The following is a 17,607-nucleotide window of genomic DNA, read 5'->3' as shown; positions in this document are numbered from 1 at the left end:
CGCGGCGGTGGCTAGGCCGCCAGCGGCGCCGGGACCGGCTCCTTGAGTTTCTGGGCGTAGATGTCGACGTACTCCCGACCGGAGAGCTCCATCAACTCGTACATGATCTCGTCGGTGACCGCGCGCTCGACGAACCGGTCACCGGCCAGACCGGCGTAGCGGGAGAAGTCCAGCGGAGCGCCGAAGCGGATCCTGACCCGGGCGATCCTGGGGATGAGCGTGCCCGGCGGCTGGATCTCGTCGGCGTTGAGCATCGCCACCGGCACCACCACCGCGCCGCTCTCCAGGGCGAGCCGGGCCACCCCGGTCTTGCCCCGGTAGAGCCGGCCGTCCGGGGAACGGGTTCCCTCCGGGTAGATGCCGGCCACTCCCCCGGCGCGCAGCACCTGCAACTGGGTGTCCAGTGCGGCGCGGGCGGCACGCCCGCCGGAGCGGTCCACCGGAATCGTGCCGGTGCCGACGAAGAACATCTTGGTCAGCCAGCCCTTGATCCCCTTGCCGGTGAAGTACTCGGCTTTGGCCACGAAGGTGACCTTCCGCGCGGTGATCAACGGCGTGAAGATCGAGTCGGAGAAGGAGAGATGGTTGCTGGCCAGGATCACCGGACCGGTCGCCGGCACGTTGTGCAGGCCCTCCACCTGCGGGCGGAAGATCAGCTTGAGCAGCGGACCGAGGATGACGTACTTCAACAGCCAGTAGAGCACCGGCGTCCTTTCCCAAGATGTGCCCGCGACGGCGCCATGCCCGGGAACGCCGTCGTCGCCGACGAGCCTACGAAGCGCACGCGCTCACCACAACGGACCGAACGCGGGGCCAGGCATCGATCCGCGCCCGGCTGGTCACCACAGGTCCCGCACCGCGCACCGGCACCGGCACCGGCACCGGCACCGGCGATCATCGAGATAGCACGTGGTGAGCAAGAACGGACAAAGAGCCCCTGCCGCGACCTGCGGCGGCAGCCGTGACTTTGGAAGACGCGACACAACGCACTCCCGGAACCATGCCCTGACGTGTCACGATTCAGAGCACGGCGTGCGGACGGGCGCCGAGGGACAGGGGCGGCCGCGCCGGAAGGCGCGTTAAGGGGGATGTCCGGGTGTCAGCGGGTGGGGCCCGCCGGGGACGGCGGGACAACGGGCTCGACGCGAACGAGTACGCCGTCGTCGGCGACGTCGATCCGCGCGTCGGCGAGCACCTGCTCGACGTGCTGGCCGCCGGTGGGATCGCCGCCTACCTGCAGCCCTCCGCCGACCTCAACCCGGTCACCCGCACCACCACCGTCCCGGCCCGGCCGGTCGACCGGCTCTACGTCGACCGGTCGCACCTGACGACCGCACGGGACTACCTGTCCCAGCTCGCCGACGAGACCACCCCGGAGCAGCCGCCGGCCCGTGACGAACCGGACATCGACGCCGAGTGGGCGCGGATCGTTGCCGGCTTCCACACCACCTCCACCGTCGGCGAGAACCCGTGGCCGGCCTCGGAGGACGTGGACGAACGGGACGCCCGGGACGAACCGGCCGCCGGCCCGCTGGCCCGGTCCGGGGCCGACGAGCCCGGTCCGACCGCCACCGACGTCCGTCGGCTGCCGTCCGCGACGGACATCTCCGGCATCTCCGTCGGGCGGGGCACCCGGCCGGATGAGCCGTCGCTGCTGGACGGGCTGGACACCTTCGGCGCCGACCTGCCCGACGACGAGGACGACGACGAGGGTTACCACCCGCCCCCACCGCCGCCGTTACCCCGGGTCAGCAAGTACGCGGTGGTCGGCGTGCTCGGGGTGGTCGTCGGGTTCGTTCTCTTCCTCTTCCCGTGGCTGCTTCCGGTGGACCGCTCAGCGGTCACCCTGTTCGGGTTCACCGGCATTCTGGCCGGTTTCGTCACGCTGATCTGGCGGCTGCGCCCCGGCGACGAGGACGACGACGACCCGGACAACGGCGCCGTCGTCTGAATCCGGCCCGCATCCCGGGACGGCACCGGCCCGCCGGGGTCGTAACAGTGGTGTAACTTACTGTCAGTAGGAATACCGCTGTACGTCACTCCCCCCGCTGACTGACCGGTTTTTCCTTGCTCGCGGCGGTCAGCCCTCTGCTGATCGGAATGCCCGAGATGCGACAGAGTTCCCTCGTGGTGGTGGCCAACCGCCTCCCCATCGACGACAGCCAGGCGCCCGACGGAGCCTGCGAGTGGCGGCGCAGCCCGGGCGGGCTGGTCAGCGCGCTGCACCCGCTCCTGCGGCACACCCCGGCGACCTGGGTCGGCTGGGCCGGCGGCACCGGGCCGGCCCCGACGCTGCCGGACGTCGACGGCGTCCGGATGCACACCGTCCCGCTCAGCCCCGAAGACCTGCGCGACCACTACGAGGGGTTCGCCAACGCCACCCTCTGGCCGCTCTACCACGACGCGGTCGAGCAGCCGCAGCACCACCGTCGGTGGTGGGAGGCGTACCTGCGGGTCAACCAGCGCTTCGCCGAGGCGACCGCCGAGGTCGCCGAGCCGGGCGGGATGGTCTGGGTGCAGGATTACCACCTGCACCTGGTCCCCGGTCAGCTGCGCGCGCTCCGGCCGGACCTGCGCATCGGGTTCTTCCTGCACGTGCCGTTCCCGCCGCCGGAGCTGTTCATGCAGTTGCCCCGTCGGGCCGAGCTCCTACGCGGCATGCTCGGCGCCGACCTGGTCGGCTTCCAACGAGCCCAGGCGGCGCACAACTTCGCCCAACTGGTGACCAAGGTGCTGGAGCTGCCGGCCACCGACCGGCGCATCGGCATCGACGACCGGGTCGTCCGCATCGGCGCGTTCCCGGTCTCCATCGACACCGCCGAGATGGCCGCGCTCGCCGCCCGTCCGGACGTGGCCGCCCGCGCCCGCCGGCTACGTCAGGACCTCGGCGATCCCCGGCAGGTCATCCTCAGCGTGGACCGGATGGACTACACCAAGGGCATCGAGCAGCGGCTCAAGGCGTACAGCGAGCTGCTCGCCAGCGGCGACGTCAAGGTCCGCGACACGGTGCTGGTGCAGGTCGCGATGCCGAGCCGGGAACGCGTCGGTCAGTACCAGATCCTCCGTGAGCGGATCGAGCGCGAGGTGGGCCGGATCAACGGCGAGTTCGGCCGGGTCGGCGAGCCGGCGATCCACTACCTCACCCAACCCTTCGACCGGGCCGAGCTGGCAGCGCTCTACCGGGTCGCCGACGTGATGGCGGTGACCCCGCTGCGCGACGGGATGAACCTGGTCGCCAAGGAGTACGTGGCCGCCCGCGTGGACGACACGGGCGCGTTGCTGCTCAGCGAGTTCGCCGGCACCGCCGCTGAGCTGTCCCAGGCGTACCTGGTCAACCCGCACGACCTGGAGGGGCTCAAGCAGGGCCTGCGCGCGGCGCTGCGGGCCAGTCCGGCCGACGTCACCCAACGGATGCGGGCCATGCGCGCCCACCTGCACCAGCACGACATCCGGGCCTGGGCCCGCTCCTACCTCCGCGCGCTGGACGAGGGCGGCGCCCTGGTCAGCCGACTGACCAGCACCGACGCCAGCCCCGACGGCGCCACCAGGGTGCCCCGACCCGCCACCAAGACCGGCAGCCCGACCACCCACCACGCCGGCGGCTGACCGCAGGCGCCCGTTCGCTCAGTGCGCCGCGGGTTGCTTCTCCAGCCAGTCCAGGATCGCGTCGATCGGCTCCGCCCACCGCGCGTCCAGCATCAGGTCGTGGCCCATCCCGGGAAAGAGCAGCGGAGCCGAGCCGTACCGGCGGGCCACCCGGGTCAACGTCGACGCCGGCACCACCCGGTCATCCGGGCTGCCCAACACCAGCACCGGCGGCGCGCCCACGGCCGGCTCGGCCTCCGGCTCGCCCAGCAGAGCCCACTGCGCCCGCCGGCTGGCCCGACCGAGGCGTCCGACGTACCGCCGGGCCTCCTCGTCGGGCAACTCACGACTGAACAGCTGCCCACGGTTGAGCCGCAGGGGCCCGCCGAACGCCGCCGGCACCGTGCCCGCCGGGTTGCGGCGCAGCGCCGCCCCCAACACGCCCCAGCCGCCGAAGACCGGTGCCACCAGCACCGCCCCCCGCGCCGGGTAGCGGGCCAACGCGTGCGCCACCACCAGGGCCCCGGCGCCGTGCCCCACCAGCACCGCCTGGCGCGGCAGGCCCGCGGCCACCTGGACCACATCGTGGGCGTACGCCCGCAGCGTCGCCTCCGGCGCCGGCTCGCTGCCACCGTGCCCACGCAGGCTCACCGCGTACGCCGGGAAGCCCCGCGACGCCGCGTGACCCAACCAGTGCTCGGCGAACGCCCACGCGCCGTGCCCGAACCCGGGGACGAAGAGTAGCGGCGGGCGCCCCTCCTCCAGCTCGGGAGTGGCGCTGAGCACCTCCCGCCGTGCCGGTCGGACCGGGCGGGCCCACTCCAGGCCCCGCATGATCCGCAGCTCGGTCACTGATCTGCCTTTCGCTCGCGACCAGAGGGCCTACTCACTTGCCCTCCAGGTCGATCAGGGCGCGCTGGACGGCGCGCAGGTAGTCGGCGTGACCGACCTCGAACCAGTGCCGGCTACTCTCCTTGACCTGCCCGGAGTAGCGCTCCCCGGCCCGGTCACGCACCCGCTGCGCGAACGCCGCGGCCCGCTCCGGTCGATCCAGGCGGGCCCGCAGCAGTCGGGCGAAGAGCACCGTCTGCCAGTGCGACAGGGTGAACAACCCGGAATCCGGCTGCACCAGACCGGCGACCGCCAGCGTCGGATGCCCCGGAGTGAACGCGTTGAGCCACAGCGTGGGCCGACCCGCTCCCGCGCTGTCACCGAACACCGACGCGTCGAGGAACTCGAAGCGCGGCAGGTAGCCGGTGGCGAAGATGACCACCTCGGGGTCGATCTCGCGGCCGTCGGCGAGCTCCACCGCGTACGGGTGGAACCGGGCGATGTCGGGCACCGGGCCGATCGCACCGTGACCCACGTAGTAGACGAGCTGGCTGTTCGCGATCGGGTGCGTCTCGTACACCCGGTGGTCGGGCTTGGGGAGACCGAAGCGGGTCAGGTCGCCGACCGTCAACCGCAGCGTCCAGTGGTAGAGCCACTGCCGCACCCGCAGCGGCACGCGCAGCGCCAGCAGGGTGTCGTTCACCTGGTCGGCGGGGCGGCCGAGCACGTACTTCGGGGCGTACCAGTAGCCGCGCCGGGTGGAGTGCCAGCAACGCGACGCCTGCTGGGCGGCCTCGACGGCGATGTCGCAGCCGGTGTTGCCGGCGCCGACCACCAGCACCCGCTTGCCGCGCAGCTGCGCCGGGTCCTTGTAGGACGAGGCGTGCATGATCTCGCCGCGGAACTGCTCCAGGCCCTCGTAGCGGGGCAGCTTCGGCGACCAGTTGTGCCCGTTGGCGATCACCACGGCGGCGTACCGGGAGGTGCGCTCCGGGCCGTACCCGCCGGTGGAGCGGGTGGTCACGTCCCACCGCTCCCCCTCGGCGGGCTCAACCCGGATCACCTCGGTGCCGAACCAGATGTGCGAGCGCAGGTCGAAGTGGTCGGCGTACCGCTCGAAGTACGACAGCAGCTGACTGTGGTGGGGGTAGTCCGGCCAGGAGTCCGGCATCGGGAAGTCGGGGAACTGGGTGAACGGCTTCGACGACAGCAGGTGGGTGCTGGCGTACACCGGGCTGCGGTCGTGCCGCCAGTTCCAGGCGCCGCCGACGCCCGTCTCCCGCTCGTAGCAGTCCACGCCGAACCCGTGCTCGCGCAGATTCTTGATGGCCGTCAGGCCGCTGGCCCCGGCCCCGATGACGCAGACCGTTTCACCCCGGTCGGAGACCGGGCGGCCGTCGCTGCTCAGCGCGGACGGGCTCGCTTCTGGGTCGGGCCGGCCGTGGTCGGTGGAGGTGGACACCGGGGACATCTCCTTTGGTACGGCACGCGTGCCGGTCGCCGCGAAATCCTCTCCACAACGGAGCCGGATGTCCAGCCCTGACGCGGACATATCGACGGTCGAGCCGGGTTGGGGGTCAGCCGGTGGTGGGCAGCAGCAGGTCGACCAGGACCGGGAAGTGGTCGCTGGCCCGGCGGGTCTGCGGGGTGTCCACCACGTCGTAGCCGATCACGGTGATCCGCGGGTCGACGAAGAGCGCGTCAATGCGCCGGCGCGGGTCGGCGCAGGAGTAGGTGAGCCGGTCGGCCCGGTCGGCCGCCACCGCGGCGTCGGTCAGCCCGCGCGCCACGGTGGCCCACGCTGGCCCGTCCGGACCTTCGTTGAGGTCCGCCCCGGCCAGCACCGGGCTGGTCGCCGCGTCCAGCCCACGCTTGAACTCGGCGGCCTGCGCGGGACGCTCGGCCGGGTCGGTGGACAGGTGCGAGCCGGCGAGGGTGAACCGGGCGTCGCCGACCCGGCAGTCGGCGTACGCGGCGCCGCGCAGGTGCCGGCCGGGGGTCAGCGGGAACCGCTGGCACCGGGTGCCCCGCACCTGGACCCGCAGGCTGGTCACCAGCAGGTTGCCCAGCGCGGGCAGCCCGCCGGCGGCCACCACCAGGCCGAACGACTCGGCCAGGGCGGCGGATTTCTGCCGCCACCGGAACCGGCGCGGCCCCTCCTGCACGATCACCACGTCCGGCTTCGCGGCCCGGACCACCGCCGCCAGCGCGGCGGTGTCGTCACGCTGGCTGTGGATGTTGTACGACACCACGCGCAGCGGTACGCCAGCACCCTGGCCCATCCCGGACCGCCTCAGATCCGGCGGGCCAGGTCGGCGGCGCCGATCACCCCGGCACTGTTGCCCAGCTCGGCCGGGAGCACCTCGGCCACCGGCAGACGACCGCGCTGCGCGAGCGCGTCGAGGTACGAGCGGCGGGTCGGGCCGAGCAACAGGTCGCCCGCGTCGATCACACCGCCGCCGACCACCAGGGTCTGCGGGTCGAGGATCTGCGCCATGTCGGCGAGGCTGGTGCCCAGCCACCGGCCGATCTGCGCGAACGCCTCGGCGGAGACCGGGTCGCCACCCTGCGCGGCGGCGGTCACCATGTGGCCGGTGATCGCCTCGACATCCCCGCCCGCCAGGTCCAGCAGAGCGGTCGCCCGGTTCGGTTCCTGCCGGGCGCCGGCGCGGGCGAAGCGCACGAGGGCGCTGCCACTGGCGTACTGCTCGATGCAGCCCAGCCGCCCGCAGCCGCACTGGTGTCCGTCCGGCACGGCCAGCATGTGGCCCAGCTCCGCGGCGATGCCGTGCGCGCCTCGCATCAGCTCCCCGCCGAGCACGATCCCGCCGCCCACGCCGGTGCCGATGGTGAACATGATCATGGAGTCGTCGGCGGCGCGGGCCGCGCCGTACCGGAACTCGGCCCAGGCAGCCACGTTGGCGTCGTTCTCCACGATCACGGGAAGGCCGACGGCCGTGCTGACGTACTCGCGCAGCGGTTCGTCCCGCCAGGCCAGGTTGGGGGCGAAGAGCACCGTCGAGCGGCCGGCGTCGATCCAGCCGGCCGCGCCGATTCCGACGGCCTCGATCGTCCGTCCGGCAGCCAGCTCGCCGACCAACTCGATGATGACGTCGCGGGTCTTGGCGACGTCATCGGCGGGAGTATCCCGTCGGGTCTGCACAAGGACCGTGCCGGTGTCGTCCACGACACCGCCGGCCACCTTCGTGCCACCGACGTCGACTCCGATGGTCAGCGTCACCGCTGCCGCTCCCCTCTGCTGTGCTGTCCGGCCCGCGTCCCGGCGGGTGTGCCGGTCCGGGTCGGGATGTCCCGCGCTCAGGCGCCGTCGCCCGGCGCTTCCGCGCTGGCGTCGTCGGGCACCCGCGACGCGGGCACCACGGGTCGGGTGGTCGGTGCCGGCACGGTCGCCGACCCGGCCTCGTCGACGGGTGGTGCGGCGGCCGGGGCGAGTGGGTCCGCCGTCCGGGTGGCGACCGACCAGACATCCCGCTCCGGCGCCGGCTGAGAATCATGCCCGGTACGGGTGGCATCGCGCCACACGTGGTCGTCGCCGGCAGCGCTGGAGGGGCCGGTCCGGTCTGGCTCCGGGAGCACGCCGTCGGTGCTCGCGGTAGGTGCCGGCGACGGCCGGGCGTTCGAATCGGGGGCCGGCTCGGACGGGCTCGTCGCGGGCGGCTCCGCCGGGGAGAACGCGCGGAGCAGGCTCGCGACGCCTGCCGCGAGGTCACCGGCGCCGGTCGCGAGGCGTTCGGCGAATTCCGGACTCGGGTCCCGCAACGCGGCGATCCCCCGACAGACCGGGCAGACGCAGCATTCGGCCGAACCGGTGGCGAAAGCGCCGCCGGTGCCGGAACGCCCGTCCGGGCCGGTACTGTGACCGAGGACACCAGCCAGCAGCCCGCCCACCGAGCCGAACGCGCCGCCCGCCGAGCCGGCGGAGGCCAGTCGCGCTCCCGCGAGCAGGGTGGCGACCAGCCGTTCCGCCTCTTCCCGGGCCGAACCCGGATCCGTTCCGACCACCCTCGGCTCCTCTACCGTGCCACCGGACACGTCACTGCGCCGCACCGGTTGCTTCTACCCGGCGCTTGAGCTGCTTCAACGCCGTGTCCATGATCATCTTCTCGGCCTTGCGCCGAAACATTCCGAGCATTCCCACCGACAGCTCGACCTCCAACGTGTAGGTCACCGTGGTGCTGCCGTCCGGGTTACCCACCAGGTCGTACGAACCGCGCTGGGTCTTCTGCATCTTCGAGGGAGCGACCAGGTGCCACTCGATCCGGGAGAGGTCCTCGGCGTACTCGTAGGCGAGCACGTACTCGTCGGCCATCACGCCGGCGTCGATGGTGAAGCGCACCTGGCTGGCGTAGCCGTCCTCGTACTCCTCGACGACCTCGGCGCGGCGCACCGCGTCGGTCCACTCGGGGTAGCGCGCGAAGTCGCAGATGACCGCCGTCACCCGATCCGGTGCGGCGCCGATGATGATCGACTGGGTGGAGGAGTCCGCCATGGGGGGAGGCTACCCGGCGGGTACCGCCCCCACGGCGCGCCGCCCCCGCCGCAGACTGGACACAACACGGTCAGCAAGGGGCGCTCCACAACGCGAGGCGTTAACAGGAGACCCTTCCTTACCAGGTAGGTTTCGACACAGCCGACGCCCACGGTGGCGGCCGGCCCGGCCAGTGCGAGCACGAAGGAGTGCAGGTGCGCGAGTTCTCCGTCCCGCCGATCGTCACCGTTGGCGATGCGGCCAACCTCACCGATCCGGTCTGGGACAACGCCGAGGCCGCGCCCGACGCCGTCCAGTTCGCCCGCCCCGTCGCGGGCGCCGAGGGCGCCGTCACCGCCTGGGCCGAGGTGACCTGCCTCCAGTTCCGTGACGAGGTGACCGCCGTGGCCCGCGGGCTGGTCGCCGCCGGCATCGAGCCGGGTGTCCGGGTCGGGCTGATGAGCCGTACCCGCTACGAGTGGACGCTGCTGGACTACGCCATCTGGGCCGTCGGCGCGGTCACCGTGCCGATCTACGAGACCTCCAGCGCCGAGCAGGCCGCGTGGATCCTCGAGGACTCCAACGCGGTCGCCGTCGTGGTGGAGACCGAGGCGCACGCCGCCCTGGTCGCCGGTGTCCGGGACCGGCTGCCCGAGCTGGAGCAGGTCTGGCAGATCGACCTCGGCGGCGTCGACGAGCTGGTCCGGACCGGTGCCACGGTCGAGCTGGCCGAGGTCGAGCGGCGGCGCAAGGCCGTCCGCGCCGGCGACCTGGCCACGATCATCTACACCAGCGGCACCACCGGCCGGCCCAAGGGCTGCGTGCTCACCCACCGCAACATGTACGCCGACATCGCCAACGCGGTGCCGGTGCTGCCGAACCTGTTCAACGCCGGCGCGTCCACCCTGCTCTTCCTGCCGCTGGCGCACGCCTTCGCCCGGCTGATCCAGATCGGCGTCGTGCAGGCGCGGGCCACCATGGCGCACTGCGCCGACACCAAGAACCTGGTCGCCGAGCTGCAGGAGTTCCGGCCGACGTTCGTGCTCTCCGTACCCCGGGTGTTCGAGAAGGTCTACAACGCGGCCAAGCAGAAGGCCGAGGCCGACGGCAAGGGAGGCATCTTCGCCCGCGCCGAGCAGGTCGCCATCGCGTACAGCGAGGCGCTGGACACCCCACGCGGACCCGGCCTGGCGCTGCGCGCCCAGCACGCGGTCTTCGACCGGTTGGTCTACCGCAAGCTGCGTGCCGCGCTCGGCGGCCGATGCCGGGACGCGATCTCGGGCGGGGCACCGCTCGGCGCCCGGCTCGGTCACTTCTTCCGGGGCATCGGTGTGACGATCCTGGAGGGGTACGGTCTGACCGAGACCTCGCCCGCCGCCGCGGCCAACCTGCCCGGCGGCACCCGGATCGGCAGCGTCGGCCGCCCGCTGCCCGGCGTGACCGTGCGGATCGAGGACGACGGCGAGATCCTGATCTCCGGTGAGCTGATCTTCCAGGGTTACTGGCGCAACGAGACGGCGACCGCCGAGGCGCTCAGCGCCGACGGCTGGTTCCGCACCGGCGATCTGGGCCAGCTCGACTCCGACGGCTACCTGAGCATCACCGGCCGCAAGAAGGAGCTGATCGTCACCGCCGGCGGCAAGAACGTCGCCCCGGCGGTGCTGGAGGACCTGGTCCGGGCGCACCCGTTGATCAGCCAGTGTGTCGTGGTCGGTGACCGGAAGCCGTTCATCGCGGCGCTGGTCACCCTCGACGAGGAGGCCCTGCCGACCTGGCTGGAGGGTGCCGGGCTGCCCGCCGACACCTCCGTCGAGCAACTGCGCGAGCACGAGGGCCTACGCAAGGAGATCCAGGCCGCGGTCGACGCCGCGAACCAGGCCGTCTCCAAGGCCGAGGCGATCAAGGTGTTCCGGGTCCTGCCCCGCGACTTCACCGAGTCGACCGGCGAACTGACCCCGTCGCTCAAGGTCAAACGTCAGGTCGTCCACAAGACGTACGCGGCGGAGATCGCCGATATCTACCGGGGCTGACTACCATCCGTCACGTGCCCGCATCCACATCCACCGCACCGCACCCGCATCCCCTCGCCGCGGCCGCCCGCCTGGTGATGCTGGCGCTGATCGCCGTCCTCACCCTGTTCGCCACCCGCGACGTCGCCCAGCTGTGGTGGATCGCGCTGCTGGCGGTGGCCGGGCTCCCGTCCCTGCTGGCCCCGCAGCACCGGCTGGTCGGGCCGCTGAGCCGGGTGGCCGAGGTGGTGGTGCTGGGGCTGGCCGCGAGCCAGGTGGCCGCGGTCGCTTCGATCGGCGGCACGGTCGACGGGCTGGGCGCGTCGGCGGTGCTGCCCTACCTGGCGGTCCCGGTGACCGTCACCGCGCTGCGCCGCCGCTTCCGCGAGGGCGCCGCCCTGCTCGCGGTCACCGCCGCCACCCTGCTGGTCAGTGGCGCGGTGACCGAGGTCGGCGGAGGCCTCCAGCTCGGCCAGCCGGGTTACCTCGCGGTCTGCGCGCAGTGGCTGATCCTGGCGGCGTTGGGGCTCTACGCCGCCGGCACCCTGCACCGGGTGATGGCGGTCCGTGGTGAGGGCAAACCGCAGCCGTACGCCGAGGCGACCCGACTGCTGACCCAACTGCGTACGGTGGCCCGACAACTGCCCGGGGCGACCCTGGACCCGGGCGGCATCTCCGAGCACCTGCTGGAGGAGTTGCGCACGGTGGCCCGGGCGGACCGGGGCGCGGTGCTGTCGGCCAGCGGCGGCGGCCGGCTCGTGGTGCTCGCCCAGGCCGGCGTCGACCGGGTGGACTGGGAGACGACGCTGGACGCGGACTCGGCGATCGCCGACGCCTGGGCCAGCCAGCAGGCGCAGACCGCGGCGCGATCGCAGTCCCGCTCACACCGGGGCGGCGAGGTGTCCGCGCTGATCGTTCCGCTGGTCGCCGGGGTGCGCACGGTGGGGCTGGTGGTGCTGGAGGCGGACGCCGCGCACGCGTACCCGCCGCCGGTGGTGTCCCGGGTGACCGCGCTGACCCGCCCGGCCGCGCTGCGGCTGGAGGCGGCTCTGCTCTTCGACGAGGTCCGCTCGCTGGCCACCAACGAGGAGCGGCAGCGGCTGGCCCGGGAGATCCACGACGGGGTGGCCCAGGAGCTGGTAATGGTCGGCTACGGCATCGACAACGCCCTGGCCACCGTCTTCGACGACGCCGACGAGACCGCCGAGGCGCTGCGTACGCTGCGCGGTGAGGTGACCCGGGTGATCACCGAGCTGCGGCTGAGCCTCTTCGAGCTGCGCAGCGAGGTGGACCGGCAGGGTGGGCTGGCCGCGGCGATCGCCGAGTACGCGCGCACCGTGGGTGCCTCGGGCGGGCTGCGCGTGCACCTCTCGCTGGACGAGTCCACCGCCCGGCTGCCGGCTGCCACCGAGGCCGAGTTGCTGCGTATCGCCCAGGAGGCGGTGACCAACGCGCGCAAGCATGCCGGAGCCTCGAATTTGTGGGTCACGTGCGAGGTTGACCCCCCGTACGCACAAATAGAAGTGTCGGATGACGGTCAGGGGATGGCTGACCAGCGCCCCGATGGACGGTACGGTCTTGCGATCATGGCCGAGAGGGCGGAACGTATCCGGGGCCGGTTGGAGATCAGGCCGCGGCAACCCAGCGGCACGACCGTGGCGGTGGTTCTCGGCACCTCGTCCCGGCGCGACAACGTGCGCGACAGCGCAGCACCAGAAGGGGAGTAACCCGAGGATGACCACAAGTCCGACACCGGCAACCCGCACCAAGGTCCTCCTTGTCGACGATCATGACCTGATTCGTAAGGGCCTGCGGCACGCCTTCGAGCGCGACCGTCAGTTCGAGGTCGTCGGTGAGGCGGCCACGGCGGCGGAGGGGGTACGCCAGGCCGGGGCCCTGCAGCCGGACGTGGTGATCATGGATCTGCGATTGCCCGACGGCAGCGGCCTGGAGGCCACTCGGGCGCTGCGCAAGTCCAGCGCGTCGATGGGCATCGTGGTGCTGACCATGTACGCCGGCGACGACCAGCTCTTCGGCGCCCTGGAGGCTGGCGCGAGCGCCTTCGTGCCGAAGACCGCCCCGGCCGACGAGGTGGTGGCCGCCGCCCGGCACGCCGCCTCCTCCCCCAGCGCGTTCACCGCCGCCGACCTGGCCGAGGCGATGAAGCGCCGGCTCGCCCCGTCCGGTCCGCAGCTCTCTCCCCGGGAGGGGCAGGTGCTGCGGCTGCTCGCCGACGGCATGAGCGTGGCGGGCATCGCCAAGCAGCTGTTCGTCAGCGAGTCCACCGCCAAGACCCACATCTCCAAGCTCTACGAGAAGCTCGGGGCGGCCAACCGCGCTCAGGCCCTGATGACCGCGCTCCGGCTCGGTCTGCTCGAGGCACCGGACGCGCCGAAGTTCTGATCTGTCCCCCGCTCGTCGAGCGGGGCGTCGCGGCCGACGGTCCGCGCCAGCTTCGGCCGGCGCGGACCGTCGCGTATCGACCGACGTCGGCGGGCAACCTCTGGCGCGCTATGGTCTGGCGTGCATGGCGGGTGCACAATACCCGCGCGGGCGACGATGCCCGCGTCGCGGACTCGAGGGGTGAACGCATGCAGCGGCCGGACTGGGCACCCGACACCATCGACATCGAACGCCCGAGCGTCGCGCGGATGTACGACTACTACCTCGGCGGCTCGCACAACTTCGCGGCCGACCGGGCCGCGGCGCAGGCGATGGTCGCGGCGGTGCCCGAGGCGCCGCTGATGGCCCAGGCCAACCGGGCGTTTCTGCGCCGGGCCGTGCACCACCTCGCCGATGCCGGGATCCGGCAGTTCCTGGACATCGGCTCGGGCATCCCGACCGTCGGCAACGTGCACGAGATCGCCCAGCGGCACGACCCGCAGTCTCGGGTGGTCTACGTGGACGTCGACCCGGTGGCGGTGGCGCACAGCCGCGAGATCCTCGCCGGGAACGACCGAACGGTGGTGGTGCAGGAGGACCTGCGGCACCCGGACAGGATCCTGGCCCATCCGGACGTCCGCAAGCTGCTCGACCTGAGCCAGCCGGTGGCCGTGATGGTCGTGGCCGTCCTGCATTTCGTCTCCGACGACGAGCGACCGGCCGAGTTGCTGCGGACGCTGCGCGAGGCGTTGGCCCCCGGTAGCTACCTGGTGCTGTCGCAGGCCAGCGACGACGGGCGCAGCGCGGACGAACGCGCGGAGGCGGAGCGGGTCTACCGCCGTACCGACAACCCGTTGTGGGTGCGCAGTCGCGCCGAGCTGACCGCGCTCTTCGACGGGTTCGAACTGCTCGACCCGGGTGTGGTCTGGGTGCCACAGTGGCGACCGGACACTCCGGAGAGCGCGGAGGACGCCGAGCGCGCGGTCTTCATGGGCGGCGTTGGGCGGCTCGGTGGCTGAGTCGCCCGGGGCGACCTCCTGCCCGGGCACGTTCGCCCGGGCCTGGGCGAAGGCGGTCTCCGGCACCAGCTACCTGCCGATGACCCAGGCCCAGCTCGAGGCCCTGCTGGACCGGCTCACCGGGCAACTGGCCGGCGCGCTGCGCACGGAGCCGTTCGACCTGCGTGCCGGGCACCGGGTCGGTGCCGAGTTGGTGGCCGCGCACATCGCCTCCGCCGAGGGGCTGGGTCGTACCGTCGAGGTCATCCAGCTTCGGTTGGTGCGCGACCTGGGATTGGTGGCGGAGGACGTCGAGGACCGGATGGCCCGGCTGCTGGCGGCCGTGGCGACCGGCTACGCCCGCGCGCTGCGCGACCGGACGCTCGACGAGCAGGAGTCGATCCGCCGGGCCGCCATGAGGGCCCGCACGCAGGCCGAGCGGGCGCTCCGAGCCAGCGAGGCCCGGTTCCGGCATCAGGCGACCCACGACCCGCTCACCGGCCTGCCCAACCGGACGCTGTTCACCGAGCGGCTCACCGCCGCGCTGAACGAACCGGGCCGGGGCGCGCAGCGGGTCGGGGTGTGCTTCCTGGACCTGGACCGGTTCAAGGTCGTCAACGACACCCTGGGGCACCAGGTCGGTGACCGGCTGCTGGTGACGGTGGCCGAACGACTGAGCCAGGCCATGGGTGAGCACCTGGTGGCCCGGCTCGGCGGGGACGAGTTCGTCGTCCTGGTGGAAGGCACCGGCGGCACCGACGACATGGTGGCGGTGGCCGAGACCGCGCTGGCCGCGGTACGGACACCGGCGCTGGTCGACGGGCACGAGCTGCAGATCTCGGCGAGTGTCGGCATTGTCGAGCGCCAGGTGGCCGGCGCCGACCCCGGTGACCTGATGCGGGCCGCCGACAGCACCCTGCACTGGGCGAAGTCCGCCGGCGGGGCGCGCTGGGCGCTCTACGACGCCGAGCGCAACCAACGTGAACTGGCCCGGTACGCGCTGTCGGCGGCCATCCCGGCCGCGTTGGAGCGGGGCGAGTTCTACCTCGACTACCAGCCGCTGACCTCACTGCGCGACGGCAGCCTGGTCGGCGTCGAGGCGCTCGTCCGCTGGCGCCACCCCGAGCTGGGGGTGCTGTGGCCGGACAGCTTCATCGGGTTGGCCGAGGAGACCGGCCTGATCGTGCAGTTGGGCGGGTGGGTGCTGGCCGAGGCGTGCCGCGAGGCGGAGGCCTGGTCGGCCGGTGGTGCCGCGGCGCCGTTCGTCAGCGTCAACCTGGCGGTACGGCAGGTGCACCGGCCCGGGCTGGTGCAGGAGGTCCGCACCCTCCTGCGGCAGACCGGCCTGCCGCCGGAGCGGCTCCAACTGGAGATCACTGAGAGCACGATGATGAGCACCGCCGAGGAGCCGGTACGCGCTCTGCGGGTCCTGGCCGACCTTGGTGTGCGGATCGCCATCGACGACTTCGGCACCGGCTACAGCAACCTGGCGTACCTCCGGGACCTGCCGGTGACCGAGCTGAAGGTGGCCGGGGAGTTCGTGGCCGGCCTGCGGTCACCTGCGGTCGGGCGCACCGACGAGCGGATCCTCGCCTCGCTGGTCTCGCTGGCGCACGCGCTGGACCTGACGGTCACCGCCGAGGGCGTGGAGACCGCGGGGCAGGCCGAGCGGCTGCGGGCGATCGGCTGCGACGCGGCACAGGGTTGGCACTTCGGCCGCCCGGCCCCCGCCGACCGCATCCTGGCCCGCATGCGCTGAATCCCCGATCGCGCCCACCCGGCCGGGCCAACCGGCACCCCGGTCACCAGCCGATACGTCCGCTCAGCGTGATCCACTCGTCTTTCATGACGTCGGGGTATCCCTGGCACCAGGACACCCCGACTTCACGAAACCCGACTGGATCACGCGAGGCAGCGATCGCGAGTTGGGCAGATTTGGGTGCCGGCGTGCCATGCGCGCCGGCAGGCCACGACACGCGCATCGCGGTTGAGCCAGCCCCACCGGGGGGGTAGACATCGTCTACGGGTGCTGGTAGACACTGTCTATGGGTGCGGATGAGACGGGCCTGCGGGCGCGGCTGGTGGCCGCCGGGGTGGACCTGGTGCTGCGCGAGGGCCAGTCGGCGGTGTCACTGCGGGAGATCGCCCGCCGCGCTGGCGTCTCACACGGCGCACCGCGCCGCTACTTTCCCACCCACGTCGACCTGCTCTCCGCCATCGCCCGCGAGGGATTCGCCGATCTCAGCGCCCGCGTCGAGGAGACGATGCGCGACGCCGGCCCGGACCCACGTGCCCGACTGGCCGCGCTGGCCCGGACGTACCTGGACTTCGCGACCGCCCACCGCGGCATGTTCGAGCTGATGTTCCGCCACGACCTGCTGGACAGCGGCCGTCTCCGGCTGCGCGAGACGAGCCTGCCGCTGTTCGCCGTCCTGGCCGACCTGGTGGCCCAGGTACGCCGACCGGGCGACGCGCCCGCACCGGTGCTCGCTGGCGCGCTCTGGGCCAACCTGCACGGCATCGCCCAGCTCTGGGCCTGGGGCAGCCTGCCGCTGGCCACCGGCGCCGCCGACGACGACGCCCTGCTGCGCGCCACGCTCGACGCCCATCTCGGCCCAACCCCGCTCTGACCCGGAGGACACGTGCCCCTGCTGTACGACCTCAGCAAGCTCACCGTCGGCACCACGCTGCGACTGGGCTGGCGGCCCCACGTGGAAGGGCTGGAGCACCTGCCCCGGCACGGCGGCGGGATCCTCGCCTCCAACCACCTGTCCGTCGCCGACGAGCTGTTCCTCGCCTGCCTGACGCCCCAGCACGTCACCTTCTGGGCCAAGACCGAGTACTTCACCGGCCGAGGTCCGGGCGGCTGGCTCAACCGGCGGATCGTCGCCGGCATGGGTGCCATCCCGGTCGACCGCACCAACGGCCGGGCCGCCCTGAGCGCCCTCGACGCCGCCGTACCGGTGCTGCGCGCAGGCGGCCTGGTCGCCGTCTACCCGGAGGGCACCCGCTCCCCGGACGGGCGGCTCTACCGGGGCCGCGTCGGAATGACCCGGCTGGCCCGCGACGCCGAGGTGCCGATCATCCCGGTCGGTGTGCTCGGCACCGCCGAGGTGCTGCCGGTCGACGCGCGGCTGCCCCGCCGACACCCGGTCACCCTGCGGTTCGGCCCGCCGATCCCGGTCGCCGGCCGGATCAACGGGCCACGCGACATCCGGACGATCACCGACGAGGTGATGGCGGCGATCCAGAAGCTGACCGGCCAGGAGTACGTGCCGCGCTACGCGCCGCCCCGGTCGCGCCCCAGCTGAGC

16 protein-coding genes are annotated in these 17,607 nt (G+C 72.7%); 9 read left to right on the top strand and 7 right to left on the bottom strand.

All coding sequences use genetic code 11. From position 1 onward, the window contains the following. Nucleotides 1-11 precede the first annotated feature (11 nt). Nucleotides 12-704: a lysophospholipid acyltransferase family protein gene (locus tag ACQEUX_RS00665; protein WP_433039678.1), complete on the bottom strand. Its 693-nt coding sequence runs from the start codon at nt 702-704 to the stop codon at nt 12-14. A gap of 392 nt (nt 705-1,096) precedes the next feature. Between ACQEUX_RS00665 and ACQEUX_RS00660 the strand changes: the two genes are divergently transcribed. After that, nucleotides 1,097-1,951 (top strand): DUF308 domain-containing protein, encoded by an 855-nt coding sequence (locus ACQEUX_RS00660; protein WP_433039676.1) that lies wholly within the window; start codon nt 1,097-1,099, stop codon nt 1,949-1,951. A gap of 158 nt (nt 1,952-2,109) precedes the next feature. After that, nucleotides 2,110-3,606: an alpha,alpha-trehalose-phosphate synthase (UDP-forming) gene (locus tag ACQEUX_RS00655; protein WP_433039674.1), complete on the top strand. Its 1,497-nt coding sequence runs from the start codon at nt 2,110-2,112 to the stop codon at nt 3,604-3,606. Between the two features lie 18 nt (nt 3,607-3,624). Here ACQEUX_RS00655 and ACQEUX_RS00650 read toward each other — a convergent pair whose 3' ends face one another. The 6 genes from ACQEUX_RS00650 to ACQEUX_RS00625 all read right to left on the bottom strand — a co-directional run bounded on the left by ACQEUX_RS00650 (nt 3,625) and on the right by ACQEUX_RS00625 (nt 8,926). Beyond that, nucleotides 3,625-4,419, bottom strand: coding sequence for an alpha/beta hydrolase (locus ACQEUX_RS00650; RefSeq protein ID WP_433049472.1), 795 nt, complete (start codon nt 4,417-4,419; stop codon nt 3,625-3,627). 52 nt (nt 4,420-4,471) lie between these two features. Further along, nucleotides 4,472-5,878, bottom strand: coding sequence for a flavin-containing monooxygenase (locus tag ACQEUX_RS00645; protein WP_433039672.1), 1,407 nt, complete (start codon nt 5,876-5,878; stop codon nt 4,472-4,474). A gap of 115 nt (nt 5,879-5,993) precedes the next feature. Next, on the bottom strand, nt 5,994-6,698 hold the full coding sequence (locus tag ACQEUX_RS00640) for an endonuclease/exonuclease/phosphatase family protein (RefSeq protein WP_433039670.1): 705 nt from the start codon (nt 6,696-6,698) through the stop codon (nt 5,994-5,996). Between the two features lie 11 nt (nt 6,699-6,709). Then, nucleotides 6,710-7,657 (bottom strand): ROK family glucokinase, encoded by a 948-nt coding sequence (locus ACQEUX_RS00635; protein WP_433039668.1) that lies wholly within the window; start codon nt 7,655-7,657, stop codon nt 6,710-6,712. 77 nt (nt 7,658-7,734) lie between these two features. Then, nucleotides 7,735-8,439: a hypothetical protein gene (locus tag ACQEUX_RS00630; protein ID WP_433039666.1), complete on the bottom strand. Its 705-nt coding sequence runs from the start codon at nt 8,437-8,439 to the stop codon at nt 7,735-7,737. Nucleotides 8,440-8,470: 31 nt separating this feature from the next. Beyond that, entirely contained in the window at nt 8,471-8,926 is a 456-nt protein-coding gene (locus tag ACQEUX_RS00625; RefSeq protein ID WP_433039664.1) for an SRPBCC family protein, read from the bottom strand. Nucleotides 8,927-9,120: 194 nt separating this feature from the next. On the opposite strand from ACQEUX_RS00625, the gene ACQEUX_RS00620 reads away from it, so the two are divergent. From ACQEUX_RS00620 to ACQEUX_RS00590, 7 genes are all read left to right on the top strand, one after another. Further along, complete coding sequence (locus ACQEUX_RS00620; protein ID WP_433039662.1) at nt 9,121-10,935, top strand: AMP-dependent synthetase/ligase; 1,815 nt, start codon at nt 9,121-9,123, stop codon at nt 10,933-10,935. 14 nt (nt 10,936-10,949) lie between these two features. After that, a complete protein-coding gene (locus ACQEUX_RS00615) occupies nt 10,950-12,641 on the top strand; it encodes a GAF domain-containing sensor histidine kinase (protein WP_433039660.1) in 1,692 nt (563 codons plus the stop codon). 7 nt (nt 12,642-12,648) lie between these two features. Then, complete coding sequence (locus ACQEUX_RS00610; RefSeq protein ID WP_007072219.1) at nt 12,649-13,317, top strand: response regulator transcription factor; 669 nt, start codon at nt 12,649-12,651, stop codon at nt 13,315-13,317. 188 nt (nt 13,318-13,505) lie between these two features. After that, complete coding sequence (locus ACQEUX_RS00605; protein WP_433039657.1) at nt 13,506-14,315, top strand: SAM-dependent methyltransferase; 810 nt, start codon at nt 13,506-13,508, stop codon at nt 14,313-14,315. Between the two features lie 79 nt (nt 14,316-14,394). Beyond that, nucleotides 14,395-16,053 (top strand): putative bifunctional diguanylate cyclase/phosphodiesterase, encoded by a 1,659-nt coding sequence (locus tag ACQEUX_RS00600; RefSeq protein ID WP_433049469.1) that lies wholly within the window; start codon nt 14,395-14,397, stop codon nt 16,051-16,053. Between the two features lie 286 nt (nt 16,054-16,339). Beyond that, a complete protein-coding gene (locus ACQEUX_RS00595) occupies nt 16,340-16,924 on the top strand; it encodes a TetR/AcrR family transcriptional regulator (protein ID WP_433039655.1) in 585 nt (194 codons plus the stop codon). Between the two features lie 12 nt (nt 16,925-16,936). Then, the gene (locus ACQEUX_RS00590; protein WP_433039653.1) at nt 16,937-17,605 is read left to right on the top strand and encodes a lysophospholipid acyltransferase family protein; all 669 of its coding nucleotides are present in this window, start codon (nt 16,937-16,939) and stop codon (nt 17,603-17,605) included. The last annotated feature ends 2 nt before the right edge of the window (nt 17,606-17,607 follow it).

This window comes from Micromonospora sp. CA-259024, assembly GCF_050936255.1.
Classification (GTDB): Bacteria; Actinomycetota; Actinomycetes; order Mycobacteriales; family Micromonosporaceae; genus Micromonospora.
Note: the sequence above shows the minus strand (reverse complement) of the source record. Positions and strands in the feature narration are given on the sequence as shown.